This is a genomic window from Zobellia uliginosa (assembly GCF_900156625.1).
GTDB classification, from domain to species: domain Bacteria; phylum Bacteroidota; class Bacteroidia; order Flavobacteriales; family Flavobacteriaceae; genus Zobellia; species Zobellia uliginosa.
In genome coordinates, this window is sequence record NZ_FTOB01000004.1 from 181,117 (window position 1) to 205,545 (window position 24,429).

General features: G+C 43.8%; 16 protein-coding genes and 1 tRNA gene. 14 read left to right on the forward strand and 3 right to left on the reverse strand.

The annotated features are described in order from the left end of the window. The first annotated feature begins 28 nt into the window (after positions 1-28). Both BW980_RS13345 and BW980_RS13350 read left to right on the forward strand, forming a co-directional pair. Positions 29-1,252, forward strand: coding sequence for a metallophosphoesterase (locus BW980_RS13345; RefSeq protein WP_076455724.1), 1,224 nt, complete (start codon positions 29-31; stop codon positions 1,250-1,252). Positions 1,253-1,348: 96 nt separating this feature from the next. Beyond that, positions 1,349-1,645, forward strand: a complete 297-nt coding sequence (locus BW980_RS13350; protein ID WP_013993707.1) for a thioredoxin family protein — start codon at positions 1,349-1,351, stop codon at positions 1,643-1,645. Between the two features lie 130 nt (positions 1,646-1,775). Here the strand turns inward: BW980_RS13350 and BW980_RS13355 are convergent, their stop codons facing one another. After that, positions 1,776-5,162, reverse strand: coding sequence for a glycosyltransferase family 117 protein (locus BW980_RS13355; RefSeq protein ID WP_076455725.1), 3,387 nt, complete (start codon positions 5,160-5,162; stop codon positions 1,776-1,778). A 298-nt stretch (positions 5,163-5,460) separates the two neighbouring features. Here BW980_RS13355 and BW980_RS13360 point away from each other — a divergent pair. Then, positions 5,461-5,532: transfer RNA gene (locus tag BW980_RS13360), tRNA-Gln, on the forward strand. Positions 5,533-5,579: 47 nt separating this feature from the next. On the opposite strand, the gene BW980_RS13365 is transcribed toward BW980_RS13360, so the two are convergent. Then, entirely contained in the window at positions 5,580-6,947 is a 1,368-nt protein-coding gene (locus tag BW980_RS13365) for a cation:proton antiporter domain-containing protein (protein WP_076455726.1), read from the reverse strand. 192 nt (positions 6,948-7,139) lie between these two features. On the opposite strand from BW980_RS13365, the gene rimP reads away from it, so the two are divergent. From rimP to infB, 3 genes are all read left to right on the forward strand, one after another. Further along, on the forward strand, positions 7,140-7,601 hold the full coding sequence (gene rimP, locus BW980_RS13370) for a ribosome assembly cofactor RimP (RefSeq protein ID WP_076455727.1): 462 nt from the start codon (positions 7,140-7,142) through the stop codon (positions 7,599-7,601). Between the two features lie 16 nt (positions 7,602-7,617). After that, entirely contained in the window at positions 7,618-8,850 is a 1,233-nt protein-coding gene (gene nusA, locus BW980_RS13375) for a transcription termination factor NusA (RefSeq protein WP_076455728.1), read from the forward strand. 122 nt (positions 8,851-8,972) lie between these two features. Further along, the gene (gene infB / locus BW980_RS13380) at positions 8,973-11,819 is read left to right on the forward strand and encodes a translation initiation factor IF-2 (protein WP_076455729.1); all 2,847 of its coding nucleotides are present in this window, start codon (positions 8,973-8,975) and stop codon (positions 11,817-11,819) included. A 59-nt stretch (positions 11,820-11,878) separates the two neighbouring features. Here the strand turns inward: infB and BW980_RS13385 are convergent, their stop codons facing one another. Further along, on the reverse strand, positions 11,879-12,250 hold the full coding sequence (locus BW980_RS13385; protein ID WP_076455730.1) for an SPOR domain-containing protein: 372 nt from the start codon (positions 12,248-12,250) through the stop codon (positions 11,879-11,881). Between the two features lie 235 nt (positions 12,251-12,485). Here BW980_RS13385 and BW980_RS13390 point away from each other — a divergent pair, with 235 nt between their 5' ends. From BW980_RS13390 to BW980_RS13425, 8 genes are all read left to right on the forward strand, one after another. After that, positions 12,486-13,856: a c-type cytochrome gene (locus BW980_RS13390; protein WP_076455731.1), complete on the forward strand. Its 1,371-nt coding sequence runs from the start codon at positions 12,486-12,488 to the stop codon at positions 13,854-13,856. A gap of 34 nt (positions 13,857-13,890) precedes the next feature. Then, positions 13,891-17,052 (forward strand): TAT-variant-translocated molybdopterin oxidoreductase, encoded by a 3,162-nt coding sequence (locus BW980_RS13395; protein WP_076455732.1) that lies wholly within the window; start codon positions 13,891-13,893, stop codon positions 17,050-17,052. A 33-nt stretch (positions 17,053-17,085) separates the two neighbouring features. Then, positions 17,086-18,837, forward strand: a complete 1,752-nt coding sequence (gene nrfD / locus BW980_RS13400) for an NrfD/PsrC family molybdoenzyme membrane anchor subunit (protein WP_076455733.1) — start codon at positions 17,086-17,088, stop codon at positions 18,835-18,837. 2 nt (positions 18,838-18,839) lie between these two features. Then, entirely contained in the window at positions 18,840-19,370 is a 531-nt protein-coding gene (locus BW980_RS13405; RefSeq protein WP_013993717.1) for a DUF3341 domain-containing protein, read from the forward strand. Positions 19,371-19,372: 2 nt separating this feature from the next. After that, the gene (locus tag BW980_RS13410; protein WP_076455734.1) at positions 19,373-19,933 is read left to right on the forward strand and encodes a c-type cytochrome; all 561 of its coding nucleotides are present in this window, start codon (positions 19,373-19,375) and stop codon (positions 19,931-19,933) included. A gap of 16 nt (positions 19,934-19,949) precedes the next feature. Continuing rightward, positions 19,950-21,278 carry a quinol:cytochrome C oxidoreductase gene (locus tag BW980_RS13415; RefSeq protein WP_076455735.1) on the forward strand — a complete coding sequence of 443 codons (1,329 nt, stop codon included), beginning with the start codon at positions 19,950-19,952 and terminating at the stop codon, positions 21,276-21,278. Positions 21,279-21,308: 30 nt separating this feature from the next. After that, positions 21,309-22,421 (forward strand): cytochrome c oxidase subunit II, encoded by a 1,113-nt coding sequence (locus BW980_RS13420; protein WP_076455736.1) that lies wholly within the window; start codon positions 21,309-21,311, stop codon positions 22,419-22,421. Between the two features lie 66 nt (positions 22,422-22,487). Then, positions 22,488-24,317 carry a cytochrome c oxidase subunit I gene (locus tag BW980_RS13425; protein WP_076455737.1) on the forward strand — a complete coding sequence of 610 codons (1,830 nt, stop codon included), beginning with the start codon at positions 22,488-22,490 and terminating at the stop codon, positions 24,315-24,317. Positions 24,318-24,429 lie beyond the last annotated feature (112 nt).

Consider the following 24,429-nt stretch of genomic DNA (forward strand, 5'->3'; position numbering starts at 1 on the left):
GGCGTTAGATTGAAATATCTTTGCGGCTATGCTACGTTGGATCATATTTATTGTCGTTTATATTGTAATGGGCCTATACACTTTGCAGGCTCTGAAAACCGTAACCCGATACCCTTGGGTATACTATCTGTTTATAACGGTCGCCGTACTGGTATTGGGCAATTTTGTTTATCAGTTTACCTTGGGGGAAGAAGAAGGTAGGGTCTTGAGTCGGTCAAAAAGTTACGCTTTTGGCTTCTTGCTCACTGTGTTGTCTTTTCAGTTGGTCACCATTTTATTTCTTTTCTCGGAGGATATCTTTCGGTTTTTCTCCAGTGTCTACTTCAAGTTTTCGGGTCGGTCGAAAGAATTTACCTTGCCGGAACGCCGGAAGTTTTTGAGTATGATAGGGCTTGGGCTGGCGGCAATTCCATTTGGGGCCCTGCTTTACGGGATGTACAAGGGTAAGTATAATTTTAAGGTGCTGAAGTATAATTTAGAGTTCGACGATTTGCCGGAAGCCTTTGATGGGTATCAGATTACCCAAATATCCGATGTGCATAGTGGTAGTTTTGACAATAGGGAAAAAATAGAATATGCCATAGACCTAATCAACAAGCAAAAGAGCGATGTGATTTTGTTTACGGGGGATATGGTCAATAATAAGGCCGAGGAAATGCTTCCTTGGTCAGACCTGTTTTCGACCCTTGAGGCTACCGATGGTAAGTTTTCGGTTTTGGGAAATCATGATTACGGGGATTATGTAGATTGGGAAACCGAAGAGGCTAAACATAAAAATTTAGAAGACCTTAAGGCCCTACAGCGCGATATGGGCTTTGATCTATTGCTCAACGAAAATCGATATTTGCAAAAAGGCGAAGACAAAATTGCCTTGGTCGGTGTCGAGAACTGGGGGCGTGGCGGATTTAAAAAGGCTGGTGACCTTAAAAAGGCCGTGGCCAATGTGAATCAAGAGGACTTTAAGATCTTGATGAGCCATGATCCTTCGCACTGGGAAGATGTGGTCCTTCATGATGATTACCATTATCACCTTACTTTGAGTGGTCATACCCATGGTATGCAGTTCGGGATTGAAATTCCCGGTTGGGTCAAGTGGAGCCCGGTAAAATGGCGTTACAAGTACTGGGCGGGCATCTATAACGAGCTGGGCCAATACATTAATGTAAACCGGGGTTTTGGCTTTTTAGGCTATCCTGGAAGGGTTGGTATCTGGCCGGAAATAACCGTAATTACACTTAAAAAGAGGGCTTAACACGATTTTAACGCCGCGTAAAGTCTATAAAATTTGGGCTATAGGTGGCTATTTAACATTTTTTCTTACTTTTGGATCCTAACCCAATAACAACGTATGTCAAAGTTTGGTGAACTTATAGATTTGAAAATCCCTGTTCTTTTGGATTTTTATGCGGACTGGAACGAGCAATCGAATACCATGCACGCCGTTCTGCGCGATGTTGCGGCTGCTTTGGGTGATAAGGGAAAGGTCATAAAGATCGATGTGGACAAGAACAAGGAGCTTGCCCAGGCACTTCGTGTTAAAGGCCTTCCTACCTTGATGATTTACAAAAAGGGCGAAATGGTATGGCGCCAAAGTGGTGAACAAGATGCCAATACGCTTATCGGTATTCTAAAAGAATACGTATAGAAGTTATATATAGTGTGTTGTTTTGCTGAAATTCAGCTTAGGAAACTCTAAGGTATTCTGTCGATGGCGGAAATGGAAAAAGCCGGTGTGAACATTGTTCGCACCGGCTTTTTTAGTGATATAAAACGCATTAATTGGTTTCGGGTATCAGCACTGTGTCTTTTATGGTTTCTGCCCCGTTTACCGCATCCTTGGCGGTTGTGTCGGAGATAGGGGTGCTGTCTTTCAGGTCGGGGTTCTGTCCTGGTTCTAGTTCGTCTTCCTCCAATAGGCTGTTTTTATAGAAATGTTCGAATTTTTCAATGTATTCATTGAAGATCAAGGTTTCCTTTTCGGCCATTTCACGGTCGTTGTTACCGATCAAGATGTCGATGTTTCTGCGGTAACCTTCCATGTCACCTATTATTTCATCTATCTTTTTATACTGCTCATCCAAGGGTATGCCGGCATAATAATCCAAGCGGTCTTGGTAGATGTATTTCAATTTTCCGAAAAGCTCCCTGGCTTTGTTGGTTTCGCCAACTTTGTAATAGCCATCAACGAAAGGTTCAACAAAGGTGTAGTACCCGAAATACTCCACAGGGAGGTTTTTCATGGTAATGTCGATAATGTTTTTCGCCTTTTCTATTTTTTCCTCTTTCAGCAATTGTTCCACTAACCTTGCCAGGTTACTTCGATACGATAGGCCTTGGATCCGGGTCTGGGGATCGTGATAGATGTCAGGGCTTCCTGAGTTGCCCCAGTCCCAGTTGGTCACCACTTCGTACATTAGGTCGGAGTCTATCCTTCCCATTTCAAAAGAATTCTTTCGCTTTGTTTCTATGGGAACCAACTTATAGGCCATACCATCAAGCTGTAAGTAGTCTTTCATCCAAATAAATTCGGCATCGTCAAAACTTCCTCCTGAAAAGTAAATCGGGCGCTTCCAGTCGTTATTGGCAATGATGTCAAGCATCATCATGCTCTTTTTGGTAATGGCGCTCTTGGGCAACTCGATATCGATATAATCAACGATAAGGGCCGAGTCTTTTTCTTTGACCAAGCCGGTCTCTAAAACATTTTTCTTGTTTACCGGTATGCGAAGCTTGTTCGTAGGGTAGTAAACAATGTTCTGGCTGCTTTCCGAATAGGCGTCTAAATCTATGTTCTCTTGCCTTTCTAAGATATATTTTAGTTTGGTTTGCGGGTTGTCGCTATCTACCCATTTGATGAAATCTTGAATAGACCATCGGCTTTCCGATATCTTTTTGTTGAAAAGCGGGTCTACCGTTTGGTAGTACAGAACGTCACGCGACCCCCATCGGTATTTGTCGTGGGAAATCTGTGAGGGTATGGCCTCGCTCTCATAGGCCTTTCTTTTCATTTGGTCAATATACCAATCCGTTTCAAAAAGGCTGGTACATACAATACGTACATCGGTGCGATACCCTTCGATTTCTTGGGCGTACCACAATGGAAAGGTGTCGTTATCACCAATGGTAAAGAGTATGGCGCCCGCATCTTTTTGGCAGGAGTCTAAATAAGCCTTAGCGGATGAATTTGCCGTATACCGATTAGATCGGTCGTGGTCGTTCCAGTTTTGTACGGCCATTACCGTCGGAACGGCCAAAAGACAGACTATGGTTATGGCCGGGGCCAGTATTTTTGGGGCCAGGTATTTTTTTATTTCGTCAAAAAGACCGTAAACCCCCAAGCCTATCCATATTCCGAAAATATAAAAAGAGCCTACTAGCGAATAATCACGTTCACGGGGTTGGAAAATGTAGGGGTTGGTGTAAAACTGAATGGCCAGACCCGTGAATAAAAAGAAAACGAGTAAGACCCAGAATTGTTTAGGGTTCTTGCTGATCTGAAATAGAATGCCCACAATACCCAGTATCAGCGGCAATAAAAAATAAGTGTTTCTGGCTTTGTTGTTTTTTACTTCGTCGGGCAGGTTGTTTTGGCTTCCCAAGCGCGCGCTGTCAACCAGGTCGATGCCGCTTAGCCATTCGCCATTGCCGTTATAGCGGCCTTGTACATCGTTGTTTTTACCGGCGAAGTTCCACATAAAATACCTCCAGTACATATAGCCAAACTGAAACTCTACCATGTAAACGATGTTCTGCCAGATCGATGGGGGCTGTACTTCAAGGTAGTCGCCAAACCTTCTTAGGAAGCCAATGTATTGCTCGGCGTCAATTTCGCCTTTGGCAAACCCCTCCTTTACTTGGGTGGCCGCCTGTCTCAGTTCTTCGTTGGATTGTTTCAATTTAAAATCCAAAGGACCGAAATAGCGCATGTAATTTTCGGCATGTTGGCCGCTCCACATACGGGGGAGGAAGCCAATGTGTTTGGGGTCGTCGCCAGGTACCGCACCTTTGTAGTGGTTTACGATAACGTACTTGCCCAGTTTTTCGTCTTTTTCGTATTTGGGGGCTTCGTCTTGGTCTTCACCGCCATCACCAAAGGTGTTGGAATAGTAGGTTCCGAAAAAAGGGCTGTCTACCCCGGGATATTGCTCCCTGTTGTAGTAGGCCAATAGGGCACGGGCGTCTTCAGGATTGTTCTCGTTGATGACCACCCTGGCGTTCGCACGGATAGGAAGCATCATCCATGATGAGAAACCTAAAAAGAGAAACATTAGGCAAAGCACGATGGTGTTTGCCGTTTTATAATTGTTTTGTCGGGTATAGCGCAATCCGAAGTAGAATGCGGCAATAAAAATAAGCCCCATGATTATGGTGCCCGAATTAAAAGGAAGGCCGATAGTGTTGATAAAAAAGACTTCGCTCCAGCCGAAAAGTTTTAAAACGTAGGTCAGGGAAAACTTGTACACTAGCATTAATACTGCAATCACGGCTATATTTGCCACTAAAAAGTTTTTTACGGTCGTCTTTTCGTAGGTCTTGAAGTAGTATAGGAGTCCTATGGAAGGTATGGCCAAAAAGCCCATGAACTGTACGCCGAACGTAAGTCCGACAACGAAGGAAATAAGAACGAGCCACTTATTGCCCCTAGGGTTTTGAAGGTCGTCGGTCCATTTCAATCCGAGCCATAACAAGAGGGCCATGAGTAAACTCGCGGTGGAGTATACCTCGGTCTCTACGGCATTGAACCAGAAACTATCGGAATAGGTAAAGGCCAGTGAGCCCACGATACCGCTACCAAAAATGGCAATGGCCTTACTGTTGGTAATGACATCGTCCTTTCCTTTTATAAGTTTTTGGGTGAGATTGGTAATCGTCCAAAACATAAAAAGAATGGTGAAGGCGCTCGATACGCCCGAAACATAGTTTACCATACGGGCCACCTGATCGGGTTCGATGGCGAACATGGCGAAAAATGCGCCGATCATTTGTAACAGCGGTGCCCCTGGGGGGTGACCGACCTGCAGTTTGGCCGAAGTGGCTATGTATTCACCGGCATCCCAAAAGCTGTTTGTGGGTTCAACGGTAATGGCATAAGTGATAAGGGCTATAAAAAAGACGGACCATCCAAGAAGATTGTCCCATTTTTCGAAGTTCTTTGAAAACATGTACTACGTGGTTTAACCAATGTGGCGAATTTACTAATTAATATACATATGCAAGGGCATTTTTGATAAACCTTTAACAAGCAATTTGTAGGAGGAATACGAATTTCTTCGTCGTCAAGGCTTTGCGGGCAAGTCTTGTGTTTATAAAAATGTACCAAATTGTAGATTTTATGGTGTTGAAAATCTGTAAGTTGTGTAGATTTTGAATTATTGTAGTAGAAAATGTTTGTGCAAACCAAACTTTGTTTTAAATTTGCACGCTCAAATGCTGAACTTGTTTCAGTGACAATTACGGTAATGGCCTATGGTGTAATTGGCAACACAGCTGGTTTTGGTCCAGTCGTTCTAGGTTCGAGTCCTAGTAGGCCAACTAAAATTGAAAAACCCGATACTGCAAAGTATCGGTTTTTTTTTGTGTTAAACCGCTTCGTTCCCGTAATCTGGTGGGTCTTTTTTGTCGTAAGGGGTTTCAAACGTGTGTTCTTCTGGGGTTTTCGTTTCAAGGGATTCGTTTTGAAGTCCGTTGAGTTCGTCTTCGGCCTCGTTGCGGGCCAGCATCTCTTCGTCTATTTCGTCTAGCATGGTGCCCATTTTCTTTTTATCGCGAATCATGGCCCAGGTCATGATCAGGCTGGTGGCTATGATCACAAAGAGTAGGATGCCCGATTCAAAACCGGCCACTTCTGCTTTTTTAGGGATGGCGTAGAAGAGTAAAATGGTAATCAATCCGCGTGGGGCGATAAAAACCTGTGGAAAGATGTCCTTGCCGATAAAAAGTCTTAGCATGCCGTATCGAATGGCGTAGATGGAGATGATGATCAATACGCTGACTAGGGCGACGTTGATGCTTAAGAGTGAAGAAAGCACAATGGTTATGCCGAAGATGACAAAGAAAAAGGTGCGAACGACAAAAGCGGTCTCGAGGGTGATGATGTGTAGCTCGTGGTAAATCTGCTGCATTTTTTCCTTTTCGAGAAAAATAGCGGTCTTACCCGGAAAAAAGAGCTTGACATTGGCTATGACCAATCCGAATACTAAAATAATGATCAAGGAAGACAGGTGCATCTTCTTTCCGATGGCGTACAGCAATAAGAGTACGGCGATCAATAAAAATTGCTTGGCCTGGCTTTTTATTTTTTGAAAAATAAGTACTAGGGCATAGCTGGCAACGATGGCAATGACAATGGTAAGAACGATGTTTCCGCCGAAGGCAAGGGCGCCCGTATCGGTTTCGGGGTCTAAGGTTCCGGTCAAGAAGTAGAACATCATGATTCCTAGAATGTCGGAAAAGGTGCTTTCGTAAATATGGAATTCCTTTTTGTCTTCCCGAAGTCCGCTTACGCTGGGTATGATTATGGCGCTCGATAATATCGATAGTGGTGTGGCATAGAGCCAGGCCGATTGCATGCTCATGCCGTCGATGAATTGATAGAGTACAAGGGCCGCTACCCATGCAGAGGCGACCAGGCCGATCAGGGCAATGGCCATAGATTTTAGAATGGGTATCAGTTTTTCTTTCTTTAGTTCGAGCTCTAGCGCGGCTTCGAGCACGATCATGATCAGGCCTACGGTTCCGATAATTTCGAGGGTTCCGCGTAGGTTCTTTTCAAAATTGATCTCGGTGCCCATTAGGTGTTTTAGTCCGAATTGTAAGAGGACGCCTAAGACGATCAGCATGAGTACGGAGGGGATGTTGGTCTTTTTTGAGATGCCGTTAAACCAGAATGATATGATCACAATGGCCGAGGCTCCAATGATCATGTTGTAAGAAGATAAGATTTCCATGGGCTGTTGATTGGGTTGGGTGTTTTGAATCTATTGTAAAATTGTTAATTTTATATGAATAACTGTGATATAAAACTCTTTAAGTGAAAGCAATATTGTCGGAAATAAAAAAATCGTATATTTGCATCACTGAAAGGATATAAAAGTATTCATGAGGGGACAATTTGGTCCTCTTTTTTATTTCTAAATGTTATGTTGAAGGACAAGGTCAAGGCACTTTTAGACGATGCGCTGGCAGCGGATGACACGTTATTTTTAATCGATTTTTCGATGTCTGCCGATAACCATATAAAAGTGGTTTTGGATGGTGATGAAGGTGTAACGGTGCAAGACTGTATGAAAATTAGTCGTGCAATAGAACATAATTTAGATCGCGATGAATATGATTTTTCATTGGAGGTCGCTTCGGCCGGTGCGGCATCGCCGATAGTGATGCCACGGCAGTATACTAAGAATATAGGTCGAAAGCTTATGGTGAGAACCGAGGTGGAGACCTTTGAAGGAAATTTAACCGGAACTACCGATGAAGGTATTGTGCTGGAATGGAAGGCACGGGAACCCAAACCCATTGGAAAAGGGAAAGTTACAGTTCAGAAAAAAGAGGAAATCAATTTTTCTGACATCAAGGAAGCAAAAGTCATTTTAAAATTTTAATGGTAATAGTAGCGTAATGGAAAATATTGCACTGATTGAGTCTTTTTCGGAATTTAAAGACGATAAATTCATAGATAGGGTAACGTTGATGGCCATTTTGGAAGATGTATTTCGAAGTGCCCTCAAGAAGAAATTTGGCTCTGATGACAATTTCGATATCATTATCAATCCAGACAAAGGCGATTTGGAAATATGGAGAAATCGTGTAGTAGTCGAAGATGGGGAGGTTGAAGAGCCTAACGAAGAGATATCCCTTTCCGAAGCGCGTAAGATCGAGCCTGACTTTGAAGTCGGTGAAGATGTTTCCGAAGAGGTAAAGTTGATAGACTTGGGTAGGAGGGCTATTTTGGCACTGCGTCAAAACTTGATATCCAAGATACACGAGCATGATAATACTACTATTTACAAGCAGTTTAAGGACTTAGAAGGTGAAATTTACACCGCCGAGGTCCATCATATTCGTCATAAGGCCATTATTTTGTTGGATGATGAAGGAAATGAGATTATTTTGCCAAAAGATAGGCAGATACCTTCCGACTTTTTTAGAAAAGGAGATAATGTACGCGGTGTGATCGAAAGTGTGGAGTTGAAAGGAAGCAAGCCTACGATCATAATGTCCAGGAGCTCCCCTAAGTTCTTGGAACAATTGTTTTTTCAGGAAATTCCAGAGGTGTACGACGGACTTATTACCATTAAAAAAGCGGTTCGTATTCCTGGGGAAAAGGCAAAGGTTGCCGTTGATTCGTATGATGACCGTATCGATCCTGTAGGTGCCTGTGTGGGTATGAAGGGTTCGAGAATTCATGGCATAGTTCGTGAGTTGGGTAACGAAAATATCGATGTGATCAACTGGACGGCCAACCCTCAGTTGATGGTAACTAGGGCGTTGAGCCCGGCAAGGGTGTCTTCTGTGAAGTTGAACGACGAGAAGATGACCGCCCAAGTATACTTGAGGCCTGAAGAGGTGTCAAAGGCTATTGGTAGGGGTGGACATAATATTCGTCTCGCAGGTCAGTTGACTGGTTATGAGATAGATGTATTTAGGGAAGGTGTCGAGGAAGATGTGGAATTGACCGAGTTTACCGATGAAATCGACGCGTGGATTATAGAAGAATTTAAGAAAATAGGATTGGATACGGCTCGTAGTATATTGGAGCAAGATGTTGAAGATCTTGTTAAGCGTACCGACCTCGAAGAGGAAACAATTTCGGAAGTTGTACGCATTCTTCGGGAAGAATTGGAAGAATAGCTATGAACTAATCGGGGGTTTTTAATACTTTAGCGGAAAATTCTGCTTCTGTATTGGTTTGTGAAACCCGGCCAAGGTTCTGTATATTAGCAAGGATTAAAGAGAATTAGGAGAAAGTATTTATGGCAGACATTGCAAAAATAAGGCTTAACAAAGTCCTCAAAGAGTTTAATATTTCTTTGGATAGGGCTGTGGATTTTCTTGCCTCGAAAGGGCATGAAATAGATGCACGGCCGACAACGAAGATTTCTGACGAGGTCTATGAAGTGCTTCAACAGGAATTTCAGACCGATAAGAGCAAGAAAGTTGCCTCTAAGGAAGTCGGTGAAGAAAAGCGTAAAGAAAAGGAGGCCCTGCGATTGCAATTAGAGCAAGAGCAAGAGGAACGACGTTTGGCCCGTGAAAAACGTGCAGCTGCCGCAGAAAAGACTTTGGTTGGCAAGGTGGAACTTCAAGGCCCTAAAACGATTGGTAAAATCGATTTGGAGGGCGGAAAGAAAGCCAAGGAAGCGCCGGCCCCGACTCCAGCTCCAGTTGCTAAGAAGGAAGAGCCGAAGGTTGAGGAGAAAGCTGTGGTCGAAGAAGTGAAACCACAGGTGGAGAGCCCAAAAGAACCTAAAAAGGTAGAGGAGAAGCCGGCTGAAAAGGTGGTTGAGAAAGTAGAGGAGAAGAAACCGGAAAAGGTAGAGGAGAAAGAAACTCCTAAGGAAGGGCCGAAGGTTGAGGCCAAACCGGAAAAGGAGGAGGCTGCTGAGAAGACAGAGGCCGAAGCTCCTAAGGATGACGGTGTGCTGGCTACGAAGTACAAGAAGCTTACCGGTCCTAAGATTACGGCCAAAATTGACCTTTCGCAGTTCAATAAGCCCAAAAAGAAAAAAGAAGAGCCTAAAACAGGTTCCGATGCGGGCAATGACCGTAAGAAGAGGAGAAAACGTATTGTAAGTAATAATTCAGGCGGTAATACGGGGAACGCGCCTAGACAAAGAGGTACGGGCCCAGCCGCTAGAAAAGGCGGTGGCGGTGGTAACCCGCGTTATGGTGCTCCTAAGGTAGAGCCTACCGAAGAAGATGTGCAAAAACAGATTCGAGAGACCCTTGAGAAGTTACAGGGTAAATCGAAGAAGGGCAAAGGTGCCAAATATAGAAGGGATAAGAGGGATCAACACCGTCAGCAGACCGAGAAGGATCTTGAGCAACAAGAACTGGAAAGTAAGGTGCTGAAGGTTACCGAGTTTGTAACCGTTGGTGAGGGCGCTACCATGATGGAGGTGTCTACCACTGAAATTATATCGGCATGTATGTCTTTGGGTATCATGGTAACCATGAACCAACGTCTAGATGCGGAAACCTTGTCTATCGTAGCTGACGAGTTCGGTTATGAGGTCGAGTTTGTGACTGCGGAATTGGAGGAGTCTATAGAAATTGAGGCCGATGCGCCTGAAGATCTTGAGCCAAGAGCGCCTATCGTAACCGTTATGGGTCACGTGGATCACGGTAAAACCTCGTTGTTGGATTATGTTAGGGAGGCCAATGTGATCGCAGGCGAAAGTGGTGGGATTACCCAGCATATCGGTGCTTATGGTGTTACGTTGGGAGATGGTCAAAAAATCACCTTCTTGGATACTCCGGGTCACGAAGCCTTTACGGCGATGCGGGCCAGGGGTGCGCAGGTTACCGATATAGCGGTAATCGTTATTGCGGCGGACGATGATATTATGCCCCAGACCAAGGAGGCAATAAGCCACGCCCAAGCGGCCGGTGTTCCTATAGTTTTTGCTATTAACAAAATCGATAGGCCTACGGCGAACCCTGATAAGATTAAAGAAGGATTGGCTCAAATGAACCTTTTGGTCGAAGACTGGGGGGGTAAGATACAATCACATGACATATCGGCAAAAACAGGTGAAGGTGTAAAAGAGCTTTTAGAGAAAGTCTTGCTTGAAGCCGAACTGTTAGAGCTTAAGGCCAATCCGAACAAGATGGCCAATGGTACCGTTGTAGAGGCCTTCTTGGATAAAGGGCGTGGATATGTATCTACGATCTTGGTGCAAGGTGGTACGCTTAAGATAGGTGACTATGTGCTTGCCGGTACAAATAGCGGTAAGGTCAAGGCTATGCAAGATGAGCGAGGGAATATCGTGAAAACTGCAGGTCCCGCTACGCCGATATCCATATTGGGTCTTGATGGTGCGCCACAGGCCGGTGATAAGTTCAATGTACTTGAAGATGAAAGGGAAGCAAAACAAATTGCTACCAAGCGTTCGCAATTACAGCGTGAGCAATCCGTTAGAACGCAAAGGCATATTACCCTTGATGAAATCGGAAGACGTATCGCATTGGGCGACTTTAAAGAGTTGAACATCATTCTTAAAGGTGATGTGGATGGTTCTGTTGAAGCATTGACCGACTCTTTCCAGAAATTGTCTACTGAGGAAATTCAAGTGAATATCATTCATAAAGGTGTAGGTGCCATTACCGAATCTGATGTGTTGTTGGCTTCTGCATCCGATGCAATCATTATCGGGTTTAATGTAAGGCCGATGGGTAATGCAAGGGATGTTGCTGAAAAGGAAGAGATCGATATCAGGATGTACTCCATTATATATGATGCGATCAATGACCTTAAGGATGCGATGGAGGGTATGTTGTCTCCGGAAATCAAGGAGGAGATTACCGGTACGGCCGAGATACGGGAGACCTTTAAGATCTCTAAAGTCGGTACCATTGCAGGTTGTATGGTTACCAACGGTAAGATTTTCCGTAACGCCGGTATACGTTTGATACGTGATGGTGTGGTAGTCTTTACTGGAGAGCTGTCTTCATTGAAACGTTTTAAAGACGATGTCAAGGAAGTTTCCAAAGGATACGATTGTGGTCTTCAGGTGAAGAATTACAACGATATCAAGGAAGGGGATATCGTAGAGGCCTTCCGGGAGGTAGCTGTTAAGAAGAAGCTTAAGACGAAATAAGTTATTTATAGTAGGTCTCTGTGGCCTGCGGGATAATAGTAAGAATAAAAAAAATCGACCTAACGGGTCGATTTTTTTGGTTTTAATAACATGGCATCGGGATATTTTTGCCGTACCTCGCGAAATTTGCGCTCGGCGTCTAATTTGTTGGCGAACCTTCCGACCCTTACGCGGTAGGTGGGGGAGTCAAAGTCGATTTTAGAGGGAAGGTCGGGAAAATCTTGTTCCACTTTCGCTTGAATGTTTTGGGCTTTATTATAAGAGCCAAAGCCGACTTGAATGCGGTAATAGTCCGAACTTTCGTTTGAAGTCTTGTAAATTTCTATGAGATCGGTGATTTTTTGGTCTTGTTCTATGTGAACTTGGCCCTGTTGTGCGTGGCCAATCACTAATGATGCTATGCTGAGGCTAAGGGTGAAAAATGTTTTCATTGTCGTGAAATAATTGGGTTTTAATATTTTATACAAAAGTAAATTATTAAGGGGCATAGAAAGCGTTCCCTATTTATTTAGAACTATTATAAATTAGAAATTATCAATCCGCTAACATTTAAAGAATAAAGTGTATTACGTATTTTTGCCATCAATTTTAGCACTGATAAAAACAAGGTGTCGTTCCTTGCAACTGAAATTATCGTGCCAAGATCTCGATAGAAATAAGATTCATATGAAAAAGGTTCCGTACCGCCATTCGATTTCTAAGGTTTTAGGTGTATCTCTAATTGTATTCCTGTTATTTTCCGTTTCTATATTCGCTCAAGATGGAGGTTCCGCTGAGGGGGCTTCTGCCGAGGTTGCGGATTCGGGAGATTCCTCTGGGGATCCGGCGAAAGGTAAAGCGCTGTTCAATCAGAATTGTGCTGCATGTCACTCGTTAACTCGAAAAATGACCGGTCCTGCTTTGGCTAATGTTGAGTCAAGGTTGTCGGACGATGAAGGTCTGGATCGTGAATGGCTTTACAGTTGGATTAAAAACAGTCCGGGCTTGATTGCTTCCGGGGATGCGTATGCCAATAAGGTGTACAATGAGTACAATCAAGCTGCAATGACTCCTTTTCCGACTTTGTCGAATGAGGATATCGATAATATTTTGGCATATACTGCCGCTCCGCCGAAAACGGCTGCTCCTGCTGCCGCAGCTGCTGGGGAAGCTTCCGGTTCGGGTAGCGGTTCTTCCGGTGATGGGGTTTCGAATGAGCTGGTGCTTGCTGCCTTGGCCTTGGTGTTTGGCTTGTTGGTGGTGATGCTGTTCTTGGTGAACAAAACGCTAAGAAGGATCGCTGAGGCAAATGGTGTAGACTTGAGTCAGGAAGAGTCGGCAAAAAGACTTCCGCTTTGGAAGGCCTTTGCTAAAAATCAATTTTTGGTTTTGGTGACCGTTGTCTTCTTGTTATTGGGGAGTGCTTATTTTGCCTATGGGTGGATGATGCAGGTGGGTGTTGATCAGGGTTATGCCCCGGTTCAGCCTATTCATTACTCGCACCGTATTCATGCCGGTGATAATAAAATAGAATGTAAGTATTGTCATTCTTCCGCTAGGGTTTCCAAAACTTCCGGAATTCCGTCCTTGAATGTTTGTATGAACTGTCATAAGTCGATTTATCAAGTGGCCGATGAAACCTTGGAAGAAGGTAAAAGGGAGTATGGTATCGACTATAATAAAGAGATTAAGAAGCTTTATGCTGCCGTTGGTTGGGATGAAGAAAATCAAAAGTATACCGGGGAAAGTCAGCCTGTAAAATGGGTGCGTATCCACAACTTGCCTGATTTTGCTTACTTTAACCATTCTCAGCACGTGAGTGTTGCGGGTATTGAGTGTCAGCAATGTCACGGACCGGTTGAGGAGATGGAGGTTATGTATCAGTATTCGCCATTGACCATGGGTTGGTGTGTGAACTGTCACCGTGAGACCGATATCAAGGTAGAAGGGAATGCTTACTATGAAAAAATTCATGCCGAACTTTCCAAGAAGTATGGGGTGGATAAGTTGACCGCTGCTCAAATGGGTGGTCTGGAATGTGGAAAGTGTCACTATTAATCGAACTAGAAAGTAGCTAATTACATAAAAACGTATGGCATCAAACAAAAAATACTGGAAAAACGAAGCGGAGTTAAATCCGAACGATTCCATTGTTGAGACGCTAAGACAGAACGAATTTGTTGAGCAAATTCCCGTAGATGATTTTTTGGGTGATAAAGAAGGTTTGTCCGCTACATCTACCAATAGAAGGGATTTCCTTAAATACGTTGGTTTTAGTACGGCAGCGGCCACATTGGCGGCTTGTGAGGGTCCTGTTCATAAATCCATTCCTTATGTGGTTCAACCGGAGAATATTATTCCTGGTGTTGCGAACTACTATGCTACTACCATAGCGGATGGTTTTGATTTTGCAAGTATTCTTGTAAAGACTCGGGAAGGCCGACCAATAAAGGTTGAGAATAATAAAGATGCCAAGGTTGCGGGTTCTGCCAATGCCAGGGTACAGGCGTCTGTACTTTCGTTGTACGATAGTACGCGTTTGCAGGGTCCAATGGCCAATGGCGAGCCTGTGGAATGGTCGGTGCTTGATGCGGCGGTAAAAGCCAAGTTGGGCAGTCTTAAAGGTTCGGGGCAGCAAATCGCTTTGTTGACCCAGACATATGCCAGTCCGTCTACCGATAGGTTGATAGCCGATATGAAGGCCGAGTTCGGCAATGTGAACCATGTGGTTTACGATGCCGTAGCCGAAGATGCCGCAGCCAGTGCTTTCGAGGCGAGATATGGCGAGCGTGCATTGGCCGATTACGATTTTGAAAAGGCAGATTTTATTGTTTCCTTCGGAGCGGATTTCTTGGGAGATTGGCAAGGAGGTGGTTATGATTCGGGTTATGCCAAGGGTAGAATTCCCAAGAAGGGCAAGATGTCGCGTCACGTACAGTTTGAAGCGAACATGACCTTGAGTGGGGCCAATGCCGATAAGCGTGTTCCTTTGACTCCAATGCAGCAAAAAATCGCCTTGGCCAAGTTGTATGCCGAATTGAACGGTAGCAGTGTTGGTGGTGAGCTTTCGAAAGGGGTGTTGAAGGCTATAAAGGATGTTGCCGCGCAGATAGCTAAGAATAAAAATGGTGCCGTAGTGGTTACGGGGCTTGATGATATAAATGCACAGACCGTTGTTTTGGCCATCAACGAAATGTTGGGAAGTAAGGCTTTTGATGCGAAGTCGCCCCGTTATGTAAGACAGGGTAACGTGAAATCGGTTCAGAAGTTGATTGCCGACATGAAGGCCGGTAAGGTGGGTGCTTTGATAACCGATGGGGTCAATCCAATGTATACCTTGCCCAACGCCGCCGATTTTAAGGAGGGTGTTGAGAAAGTGGGGCTTTCAGTTGCTTTTTCTACCAATTGGAACGAAACTACCGAGGTCATGCAGTACACTGCTGCCGCGAATCACTTCCTTGAGTCGTGGGGTGATGTTCAGGTGAAAAAAGGGCATTATAGTTTAATGCAGCCTACTATTCAAGAGTTGTTCGATACAAGACAGTTTCAAACGGCCTTGTTGAACTGGTTGGGTAGTGATAAAAGTTATTACGATTATATTAAGGAGACTTGGTCAAATTCAATATTGGCTGGGAACGATTGGAATAAAGCGCTTCATGATGGTGTGTATTCGGGTGCTGCCGTCGCTTTTGCGGCAGGTGACGATGCTGATCCCCAGGATGAGGCCACTTCGGAAGAAGATAAGGAAATTGTCGATGCGAGTGAGGCCGAGGAAGTTGTTGCTTCCAGTGTTTCAATCACTGCGGCGATTAATGGTTTGGCCAACGCTACAAGTGGCGGGGGTATGGAATTGGAGCTTTATTCAAAAACGGGAATGGGTGCCGGTCATCAGGCTAACAACCCATGGTTGCAAGAGTTCCCTGATCCTATAACAAGGGTTTCCTGGGATAACTATGTAACGGTTTCCAAGGCCGATGCCGAACGATTGGGCTTTGAAAACTATCATGTGGCCAACGGTGGCCTTGATGGTAGCTATGCCAATATTACGGTCAACGGTGTTACGGTAAGCAATGTTCCTGTAATTATACAGCCTGGTCAGGCGGTAGGTTCGATCGGACTTTCTTTTGGTTATGGAAGAAAGGTAGGTATGAAGTCTGAAATGCAGACCGGTGTAAACGCTTATCCCTTGTATCAAGATTTTAAGAGCGTTCAGTCGGCTACTATAGAAAAAGCTTCTGGTACGCATGAGTTCGCTTGTATTCAGTTGCATAAAACCTTAATGGGTAGGGGTGATATCATTAAAGAGACCACCTTGGAGATATTCAACACCAAGGATCATTCGGAGTGGAATGTTCAGCCGGTGGTATCGTTAGACCATAAAGAGGTTCCTGCTACTTCCGTGGATTTGTGGGATAGTTTTGATCGTTCTATCGGTCACCATTTCAATATGTCCATTGACCTTAATGCGTGTACCGGTTGTGGTGCCTGTGTTATTGCTTGTCATGCAGAGAACAATGTTCCCGTAGTTGGTAAGGAAGAAGTGCGGAAAAGTAGGGATATGCACTGGTTGCGTATCGATAGATATTATTCTTCGGAGGATACCTTTGAGGACGACAATACCAAAAAGGATAATTTCGACGGTCTTTCCGGAGATAATGGTTCTTTGGGTGGTTTTGGTGAGTTGGAGCACCCAGCGGCCAATCCACAAGTGGCCTTTCAGCCTGTAATGTGTCAGCATTGTAACCATGCACCTTGTGAAACGGTATGTCCGGTTGCTGCAACATCACATAGCCGTCAAGGTCAGAATCACATGGCGTATAACCGTTGTGTAGGTACAAGATACTGTGCCAACAACTGTCCGTATAAAGTAAGAAGGTTCAACTGGTTCTTGTATAACAACAATGATGAGTTCGATTACCACATGAACAATGATTTGGGTAAAATGGTATTGAACCCAGATGTAAACGTTCGTTCAAGAGGGGTTATCGAAAAATGTTCGATGTGTATCCAAAAAACACAAAAAACCATTTTAGATGCCAAGAGAGATGGTCGTCTAGTAAAAGACGGCGAGTTTCAAACGGCCTGTTCGTCTGCCTGTAGTACTGGGGCTATCGTTTTCGGTGATGTCAATGACAAGGAAAGTAAAGTTGCCAAATTGGCCGAGAGCGACCGCATGTACCATTTATTGGAGCATGTGGGAACAAAACCAAATGTGTTCTACCATGTTAAGGTCAGAAACACAAACGAAGCATAATCGTATTTAAGTAAACAACTATAACAGAATTTTATGGCGTCGCATTACGAAGCACCTATTCGAAAGCCCTTAGTTGTCGGGGATAAAGGTTACCACGATGTTAGTGTGGACATCTCTGCTCCTGTAGAAGGAAGGGCCAATAAGCATTGGTGGATTGTGTTTTCCATTGCCTTGGTAGCATTCCTATGGGGTGTAGGTTGTATCATTTATACCGTATCAACAGGTATTGGAACATGGGGATTGAACAAGACCGTTAACTGGGCTTGGGATATTACAAACTTTGTATGGTGGGTAGGTATCGGTCACGCCGGTACCTTGATATCCGCGGTACTTTTATTGTTCCGTCAAAAGTGGAGAATGGCCATTAACCGCTCTGCGGAGGCTATGACCATCTTCTCGGTGGTACAAGCGGGACTTTTCCCGATCATACACATGGGGCGTCCTTGGTTGGCGTACTGGGTATTGCCTATTCCGAACCAATTCGGTTCGCTTTGGGTGAACTTTAATTCTCCCTTGCTTTGGGATGTATTCGCGATCTCTACTTACCTTTCTGTATCCTTGGTTTTCTGGTGGACCGGTTTGCTTCCCGATTTTGCCATGATACGTGATAGGGCGGTACTTCCTTTCCAAAAGAAAATATACAGCTTATTGAGTTTCGGATGGAGCGGTCGAGCAAAAGACTGGCAACGTTTTGAAGAGGTGTCTTTGGTATTGGCCGGTTTGGCAACACCACTTGTACTTTCCGTGCACACTATTGTATCCTTTGACTTTGCTACTTCGGTGATTCCTGGATGGCATACGACGATTTTCCCTCCATACTTTGTGGCAGGGGCTATCTTCTCTGGATTTGCCATGGTGAACACGCTTTTGATCATTATGCGTAAAGTGTGTCATCTAGAAGCTTATATAACCGTTCAGCACATTGAGTTGATGAACATCGTAATCATGATTACAGGTTCTATCGTGGGCTGTGCCTATATTACGGAGCTGTTTATGGCTTGGTATTCAGGTGTGGAGTACGAACAATATGCCTTCTTGAACAGGGCTACGGGACCTTACTGGTGGGCTTACTGGTCAATGATGACTTGTAATGTGTTCTCTCCACAGTTCATGTGGTTCAAAAAATTACGTACCAGTATCATGTTCTCTTTCTTTATATCTATTGTCGTGAACATAGGTATGTGGTTCGAACGTTTCGTGATCATCGTTACCTCTTTACATAGGGATTACCTTCCATCATCTTGGACGATGTTCTCTCCTACCTTTGTCGATATAGGTATCTTCGTAGGTACTATTGGGTTCTTCTTTGTATTGTTCCTGCTTTATGCTAGAACCTTCCCTGTAATTGCACAGGCTGAAGTAAAATCGATTTTGAAATCTTCGGGCCAACGTTATAAAGATCTTAGGGATGCTGGTAAGCCCTTGTATCAGATAAAAAAGATGGATGCCTCTACAATAAAGGAAGCTGTTATTACGGATGATGTGTTGATGGGAGATGTTGTTCCTCAAAAAGATGCTAGTGAGAGCGTATCCGAACTTTTGAGTACTATCGGTACTTTCGATGCGACCAAGGAAACGGCTGACGACCTTAAGCAAATTAAGGGTGTTGGACCTCAAATGGAAGCTACCCTTAATGAAATCGGTATCTTTACTTTTGCCCAGGTGGCAAGAATGACGGCTAAGGAATACGATTTGTTAGATTCAATTACCGAATCTTTCCCAGGTAGGGCACAACGAGACGATTGGGCCGGACAGGCAAAATTATTAAATAACAAGAAACAGTAATTATGGCATCTAAAGCGATACACGCATATTATGACGATGATGATGTGCTAATGCTTGCCGTTAAGAAGGTAAAAGCAGCCAAGCATCACATTGAAGAGGTATATTGCCCATTTCCGGTTCACGGTTTAGACAAGGCTATGGGGCTTGCTCCTACGCGTATAGCCATTACATCGTTTCTTTACGGTTGTGTTGGTTTGACAGTGGCAACTTTGATGATGAATTACATTATGATCGAAGATTGGCCCCAAGATATTGGAGGTAAGCCTAGTTTTAGCTACTTAGAGAATATGCCGGCCTTTGTACCGATTATGTTCGAGCTTACCGTATTCTTTGCGGCTCACTTAATGGTTATCACGTTTTACCTAAGAAGCCGATTGTGGCCTTTTAAAGACGCTGAAAATCCTGATCCGCGTACTACCGATGACCATTTTTTAATGGAGATCGATATACACGATAACGAAAAAGAATTGAGAGATCTGTTGTTGGATACAGGGGCAGTCGAAATAAATATAGTGGAAAAAAACAGTCATTAAATATGAACAGTTTTAGCAAAATAGGAATTGTTTTCGGGTTGCTACTGTGCGTTACGGCTTGTGCCGATAAGAACAGTCCCAACTATCAGTATATGCCTAATATGTACGAACCGGTAGGCTATGAAGCCTATGGGGAAGTCGATTTTCTGCCAAACGGGCAAGAGGCCATGGTGCCTCCTGCAAATACGATTTCGCGGGGATGGATTCCTTATGGTTACGAAAACACACCGGAAGGGAAGGAGTTGGCCAGGGTACAAAAGAGTCCTCTAGATTCATTGAACATTGAATCTGATTTGGCGGTTGGTGCCGAGTTGTATACCATTTATTGTGCGATTTGTCATGGTGACAAGGGCGACGGTCAGGGTACATTGGTAAAAAGAGAAAAGATTCTAGGGGTACCGAGTTACGCCGATGAGGCACGTAACATTACTGTAGGTACGGCTTACCATACAATTCAGTACGGTTTGAACTCAATGGGGTCTTATGCATCCCAATTGGATACCAAGGAGATGTGGCAGGTTTCGGAGTACGTGATGAAATTGAAACAAGACTTAACGAAATAATACTTAGAAAAGGGATATGTATACGTTTTCAAACAAATTAAAGATCGGTTCCTTTGTTTTAATGGCGCTTGGAATACTTGGTATTGCAATCGGATTCATTTCGGCACCGAGTACCGTTGAAGAAGCAAAAGCTATTGTTGCCAGTCATGGTGACGGACACGGTGATGCTCATGGTGCTGCGGACGCACATGCCGCGGTGGCTGCCGATGCGCATGGTGAAGCGGCAGAAGCGCACGACGCCTCGCATGACGAGCATGTTTTTCACCAATTAAGGAACAAGCCATGGGCGGCGCTTTACGTTGCGGCATTCTTTTTCTTTATGATCGCATTGGGAGTATTGGCCTTCTATGCCATTCAACGAGCGGCCCAAGCGGGTTGGTCGCCACTGTTATTTCGTGTGATGGAAGGAATTACGGCCTATTTGGTGCCTGGTGGTATAATTGTATTTGTAATATTGGTACTTTCCGTTTTGCACATGAACCACCTATTTGTTTGGATGGATCCCGAAGTGGTGGCGCATGATCACCTTTTACAAGGAAAATCAGGGTATTTGAACCCTACTTTCTTCTTGATTCGTGCCGCTATATTCTTAGGAGGATGGATATTCTATAGAGAGTACTCTAGGAAACTTTCGCTTAGACAAGATGAATCTGACGATAATTCAAACTTTAAATTGAACTTTAGATGGTCTGCTGCTTTCTTGGTGTTCTATTTGGTTTCTGAGTCTATCATGTCTTGGGATTGGATCATGAGTGTTGATCCACACTGGTTTAGTACACTTTTTGGATGGTATGTGTTCGCCAGTATGTTCGTGTCGGGTATTACGGTAATCGCTATGATAACCATATACTTGAAGTCGAAGGGATATCTGCCAGATGTTAATGATAGCCATATTCATGATTTGGCAAAGTTTATGTTCGGTATCAGTATTTTCTGGACTTATCTTTGGTTCTCTCAGTTTATGTTGATTTGGTATTCCAATATTCCTGAAGAAGTTACTTATTACGTAACTCGAATTGCCGATTACAGATTGCCATTTTTCGGAATGGTCGCTATGAACTTTTTATTTCCGGTATTGCTCTTGATGAATAGTGATTACAAACGTCTGAACTGGTTTGTGGTTCTGACGGGTATCGTTATTTTGGCAGGGCACTATATGGATATCTTTAATATGATAATGCCATCTACGGTGGGTGATCAATGGTTTATTGGTATTCCTGAGATAGGATCGATACTATTCTTTGCTGGAGCCTTTATTTTCTGGGTTTTCCGTGCCTTGAGCAGTGCGCCTTTACAACCGAAGCGAAATCCGTTTATAGAAGAAAGCAGGCATTTTCATTATTAGTAATTTTAACGTATAATAGTAGAACGTACGATGACTACATTATTGACTTTAGTGGTTTTGGCCCTTGTGGCAATAGCGATTTGGCAGATGACGAAGATTTTCGAACTGTCTCAGCTCAAGGCCGAAAATTCTCAAATAGCTAACGATTCAGATAACAAGACGAACGGATATCTACTGTTTGCGTTTCTTATCTTTATCTATGGTATAACCATTTTCAGCTTTTGGAATTATGGTAAATACTTACTACCGGAAGCGGCATCCGAACACGGTAGCGATTACGACTCCCTAATGTTGGTGTCTATGGTGATCATTTTCATCGTACAGACCTTGACCCAGGCTTTGCTTCATTATTTCGGATACAAATACCGAGGGGTGAAAGGGAGAAAGGCACTTTTCTTTGCCGATAACGACCGTTTGGAGTTTATATGGACTATAATTCCGGTAATCGTATTGGCAGGTCTTATCCTTTGGGGATTGTATACATGGACCAATATTATGGATGTCAATGACGAGGATGATCCTATCGTTGTGGAGCTTTATGCACAACAGTTTAACTGGACGGCCAGGTACGCTGGTGACGATAATGTCTTAGGAAAGGCCAACGTTAGAATGATCGATATCAATAAGGCCAATGTACTTGGTTTGGATGAATCGGACACTTATGCTGCCGATGATATCATTGTAAAGGAATTGCACTTGCCCGTGGGTAGAAAGGTAAACTTCAAAATGCGCTCACAAGATGTGTTGCATTCCGCTTATATGCCTCACTTTAGGGCGCAAATGAACTGTGTGCCCGGTATGATTACCGAGTTCTCTTTTACGCCTATTTACACAACAGAGGAAATGCGTCAGAATCCCGATGTTGCAGCTAAGGTAAAGCGTACTAACGAAATCAGGGCTGAGAGAGCCGCGAAAGGTGAAGACAATTCCGACCCTTGGGAATTTGATTATGTCTTACTTTGTAACAAGATTTGTGGAAAATCGCATTACAACATGCAAATGAAAATTATCGTTGAGACCCAAGAAGAGTATGACGCTTGGATCGCCGAGCAAAAAACTTTCGGTCAAAACGTAATGGGGCAGGCCGATGCGGGTTCTGCAAACGATTTTGGTAAACTTGAAACGGCTACGGCGAGTCACTAGGTCTTTCTACGGAAGGCGTACTTGCTAGTTAGAAAAGGAAAATTTTATAATTAAAGAATAACAAATATGTCTGTTACTGCAAATGCACAGGTTGATGATCATGCACATGACGATCATGAGCATCACCACAAACAAACCTTTGTAACCAAATATATATTTAGTCAGGATCATAAAATGATCTCTAAACAATATTTGATTCTTGGTGTATTCGTTATGGGGGCAATAGGTATTGCAATGTCTCTTTTGTTCCGGATGCAATTGGCTTGGCCGGGTGAATCCTTTTCGGTTTTCGAAGCTTTTTTGGGTAAATGGGCACCTGAAGGTGTTATGGATGCCGATGTATATCTTGCCTTGGTAACCATACACGGTACCTTAATGGTATTCTTTGTACTTACACAGGGTTTGAGTGGTACCTTTAGTAACTTGCTTATCCCATTGCAGATTGGGGCAAGGGATATGGCATCAGGTTTCATGAATATGCTATCCTTTTGGATGTTTTTCGTTTCATGTATTATAATGTTGGCTTCCTTGTTTTTGGAAGCGGGTCCGGCTGCGGCAGGATGGACAATCTATCCTCCCTTAAGTGCTTTGCCCATGGCTCAACCAGGTTCTGGTATGGGTATGACACTTTGGTTGGTGGCAATGGCAATATTTATTGCTTCTTCACTTATAGGGTCTTTGAATTATGTGGTAACCGTAATTAACCTTCGTACCAAGGGAATGTCTATGACCAGACTTCCACTTACGATTTGGGCATTTTTTGTAACGGCTATTATTGGTATTGTTTCCTTCCCGGTATTGTTATCGGCTGCATTGCTATTGATCATGGATCGAAGTTTTGGTACGTCCTTCTTCTTGTCCGATATATTTATACAAGGTGAGGTATTGCACTATCAGGGTGGATCGCCTGTATTGTACGAACACCTTTTCTGGTTCTTGGGCCACCCCGAGGTGTATATCGTAATCTTACCTGCGATGGGTATTGTATCCGAAGTTATGGCGGTAAATGCTAGGAAACCGATTTTCGGTTACCGTGCGATGATTGCCTCTATTTTGGCCATTGCTTTCTTGTCGACCATTGTTTGGGGGCACCATATGTTTATTTCCGGGATGAACCCATTCCTTGGGTCGGTATTTACCTTTACTACCTTGTTGATCGCTATTCCGTCTGCGGTAAAAGCCTTTAACTGGATTACTACGCTTTGGAAGGGTAACCTTCAGTTGAATCCGGCAATGCTGTTTTCAATCGGTATGGTCTCTACCTTTATTACTGGGGGTCTTACCGGTATTATCTTGGGTGATAGTACGCTTGATATCAACGTTCACGATACCTATTTCGTAATTGCCCACTTTCACTTGGTAATGGGGATATCTGCGCTTTATGGTATGTTTGCCGGTATTTACCACTGGTTCCCGATTATGTTCGAAGGTAAGATGATGAACAAGAACCTAGGCTACGTTCATTTTTGGATTACGGCTGTTGGTTCCTATGGTATATTTTTCCCGATGCATTTTGTCGGTATGGCCGGTGTACCTAGGCGTTATTACGAAAACACAGCTTTCCCGATGTTCGATGAATTGACCGATATTCAAGTATTGATGACCGTGTTCGCCATCATCACGGCATCGGCACAACTTATATTCGTATTCAACTTTGTGAGAAGTATATTCTACGGTAAGGTCGGTCCTAAAAACCCTTGGAGGGCTACTTCCTTGGAATGGACCGCTCCACAGAAACACATTCATGGGAACTGGCCAGGTGCCATTCCTGAAGTTCACCGTTGGGCCTATGATTATAGTAAGGTCGACGAGAACGGCGAGTACATTATTCCGGGACAGGATTTTATCCCGCAGACCGTACCGCTTCAAGAGGATGAAGAAGAACTTCAGCACTAATTGCTGGACTAACTCAAATGTACAATGCCTAACTTTTATAGTTAGGCATTTTTTTTGACTCTTATATTTAACATTTACACTACTTTTGATATTGAAATCTGCGGGCACTTCA

What these genes read in the sequence shown, in the direction of transcription:
- BW980_RS13345 (WP_076455724.1), top strand. Translation starts at nt 29, where the DNA reads ATGCTACGTTGGATCATATTTATTGTCGTTTATATTGTAATGGGCCTA.
- BW980_RS13350 (WP_013993707.1), top strand. Translation starts at nt 1,349, where the DNA reads ATGTCAAAGTTTGGTGAACTTATAGATTTGAAAATCCCTGTTCTTTTG.
- BW980_RS13355 (WP_076455725.1), bottom strand. Translation starts at nt 5,162, where the DNA reads ATGTTTTCAAAGAACTTCGAAAAATGGGACAATCTTCTTGGATGGTCC.
- BW980_RS13365 (WP_076455726.1), bottom strand. Translation starts at nt 6,947, where the DNA reads ATGGAAATCTTATCTTCTTACAACATGATCATTGGAGCCTCGGCCATT.
- rimP (WP_076455727.1), top strand. Translation starts at nt 7,140, where the DNA reads ATGTTGAAGGACAAGGTCAAGGCACTTTTAGACGATGCGCTGGCAGCG.
- nusA (WP_076455728.1), top strand. Translation starts at nt 7,618, where the DNA reads ATGGAAAATATTGCACTGATTGAGTCTTTTTCGGAATTTAAAGACGAT.
- infB (WP_076455729.1), top strand. Translation starts at nt 8,973, where the DNA reads ATGGCAGACATTGCAAAAATAAGGCTTAACAAAGTCCTCAAAGAGTTT.
- BW980_RS13385 (WP_076455730.1), bottom strand. Translation starts at nt 12,250, where the DNA reads ATGAAAACATTTTTCACCCTTAGCCTCAGCATAGCATCATTAGTGATT.
- BW980_RS13390 (WP_076455731.1), top strand. Translation starts at nt 12,486, where the DNA reads ATGAAAAAGGTTCCGTACCGCCATTCGATTTCTAAGGTTTTAGGTGTA.
- BW980_RS13395 (WP_076455732.1), top strand. Translation starts at nt 13,891, where the DNA reads ATGGCATCAAACAAAAAATACTGGAAAAACGAAGCGGAGTTAAATCCG.
- nrfD (WP_076455733.1), top strand. Translation starts at nt 17,086, where the DNA reads ATGGCGTCGCATTACGAAGCACCTATTCGAAAGCCCTTAGTTGTCGGG.
- BW980_RS13405 (WP_013993717.1), top strand. Translation starts at nt 18,840, where the DNA reads ATGGCATCTAAAGCGATACACGCATATTATGACGATGATGATGTGCTA.
- BW980_RS13410 (WP_076455734.1), top strand. Translation starts at nt 19,373, where the DNA reads ATGAACAGTTTTAGCAAAATAGGAATTGTTTTCGGGTTGCTACTGTGC.
- BW980_RS13415 (WP_076455735.1), top strand. Translation starts at nt 19,950, where the DNA reads ATGTATACGTTTTCAAACAAATTAAAGATCGGTTCCTTTGTTTTAATG.
- BW980_RS13420 (WP_076455736.1), top strand. Translation starts at nt 21,309, where the DNA reads ATGACTACATTATTGACTTTAGTGGTTTTGGCCCTTGTGGCAATAGCG.
- BW980_RS13425 (WP_076455737.1), top strand. Translation starts at nt 22,488, where the DNA reads ATGTCTGTTACTGCAAATGCACAGGTTGATGATCATGCACATGACGAT.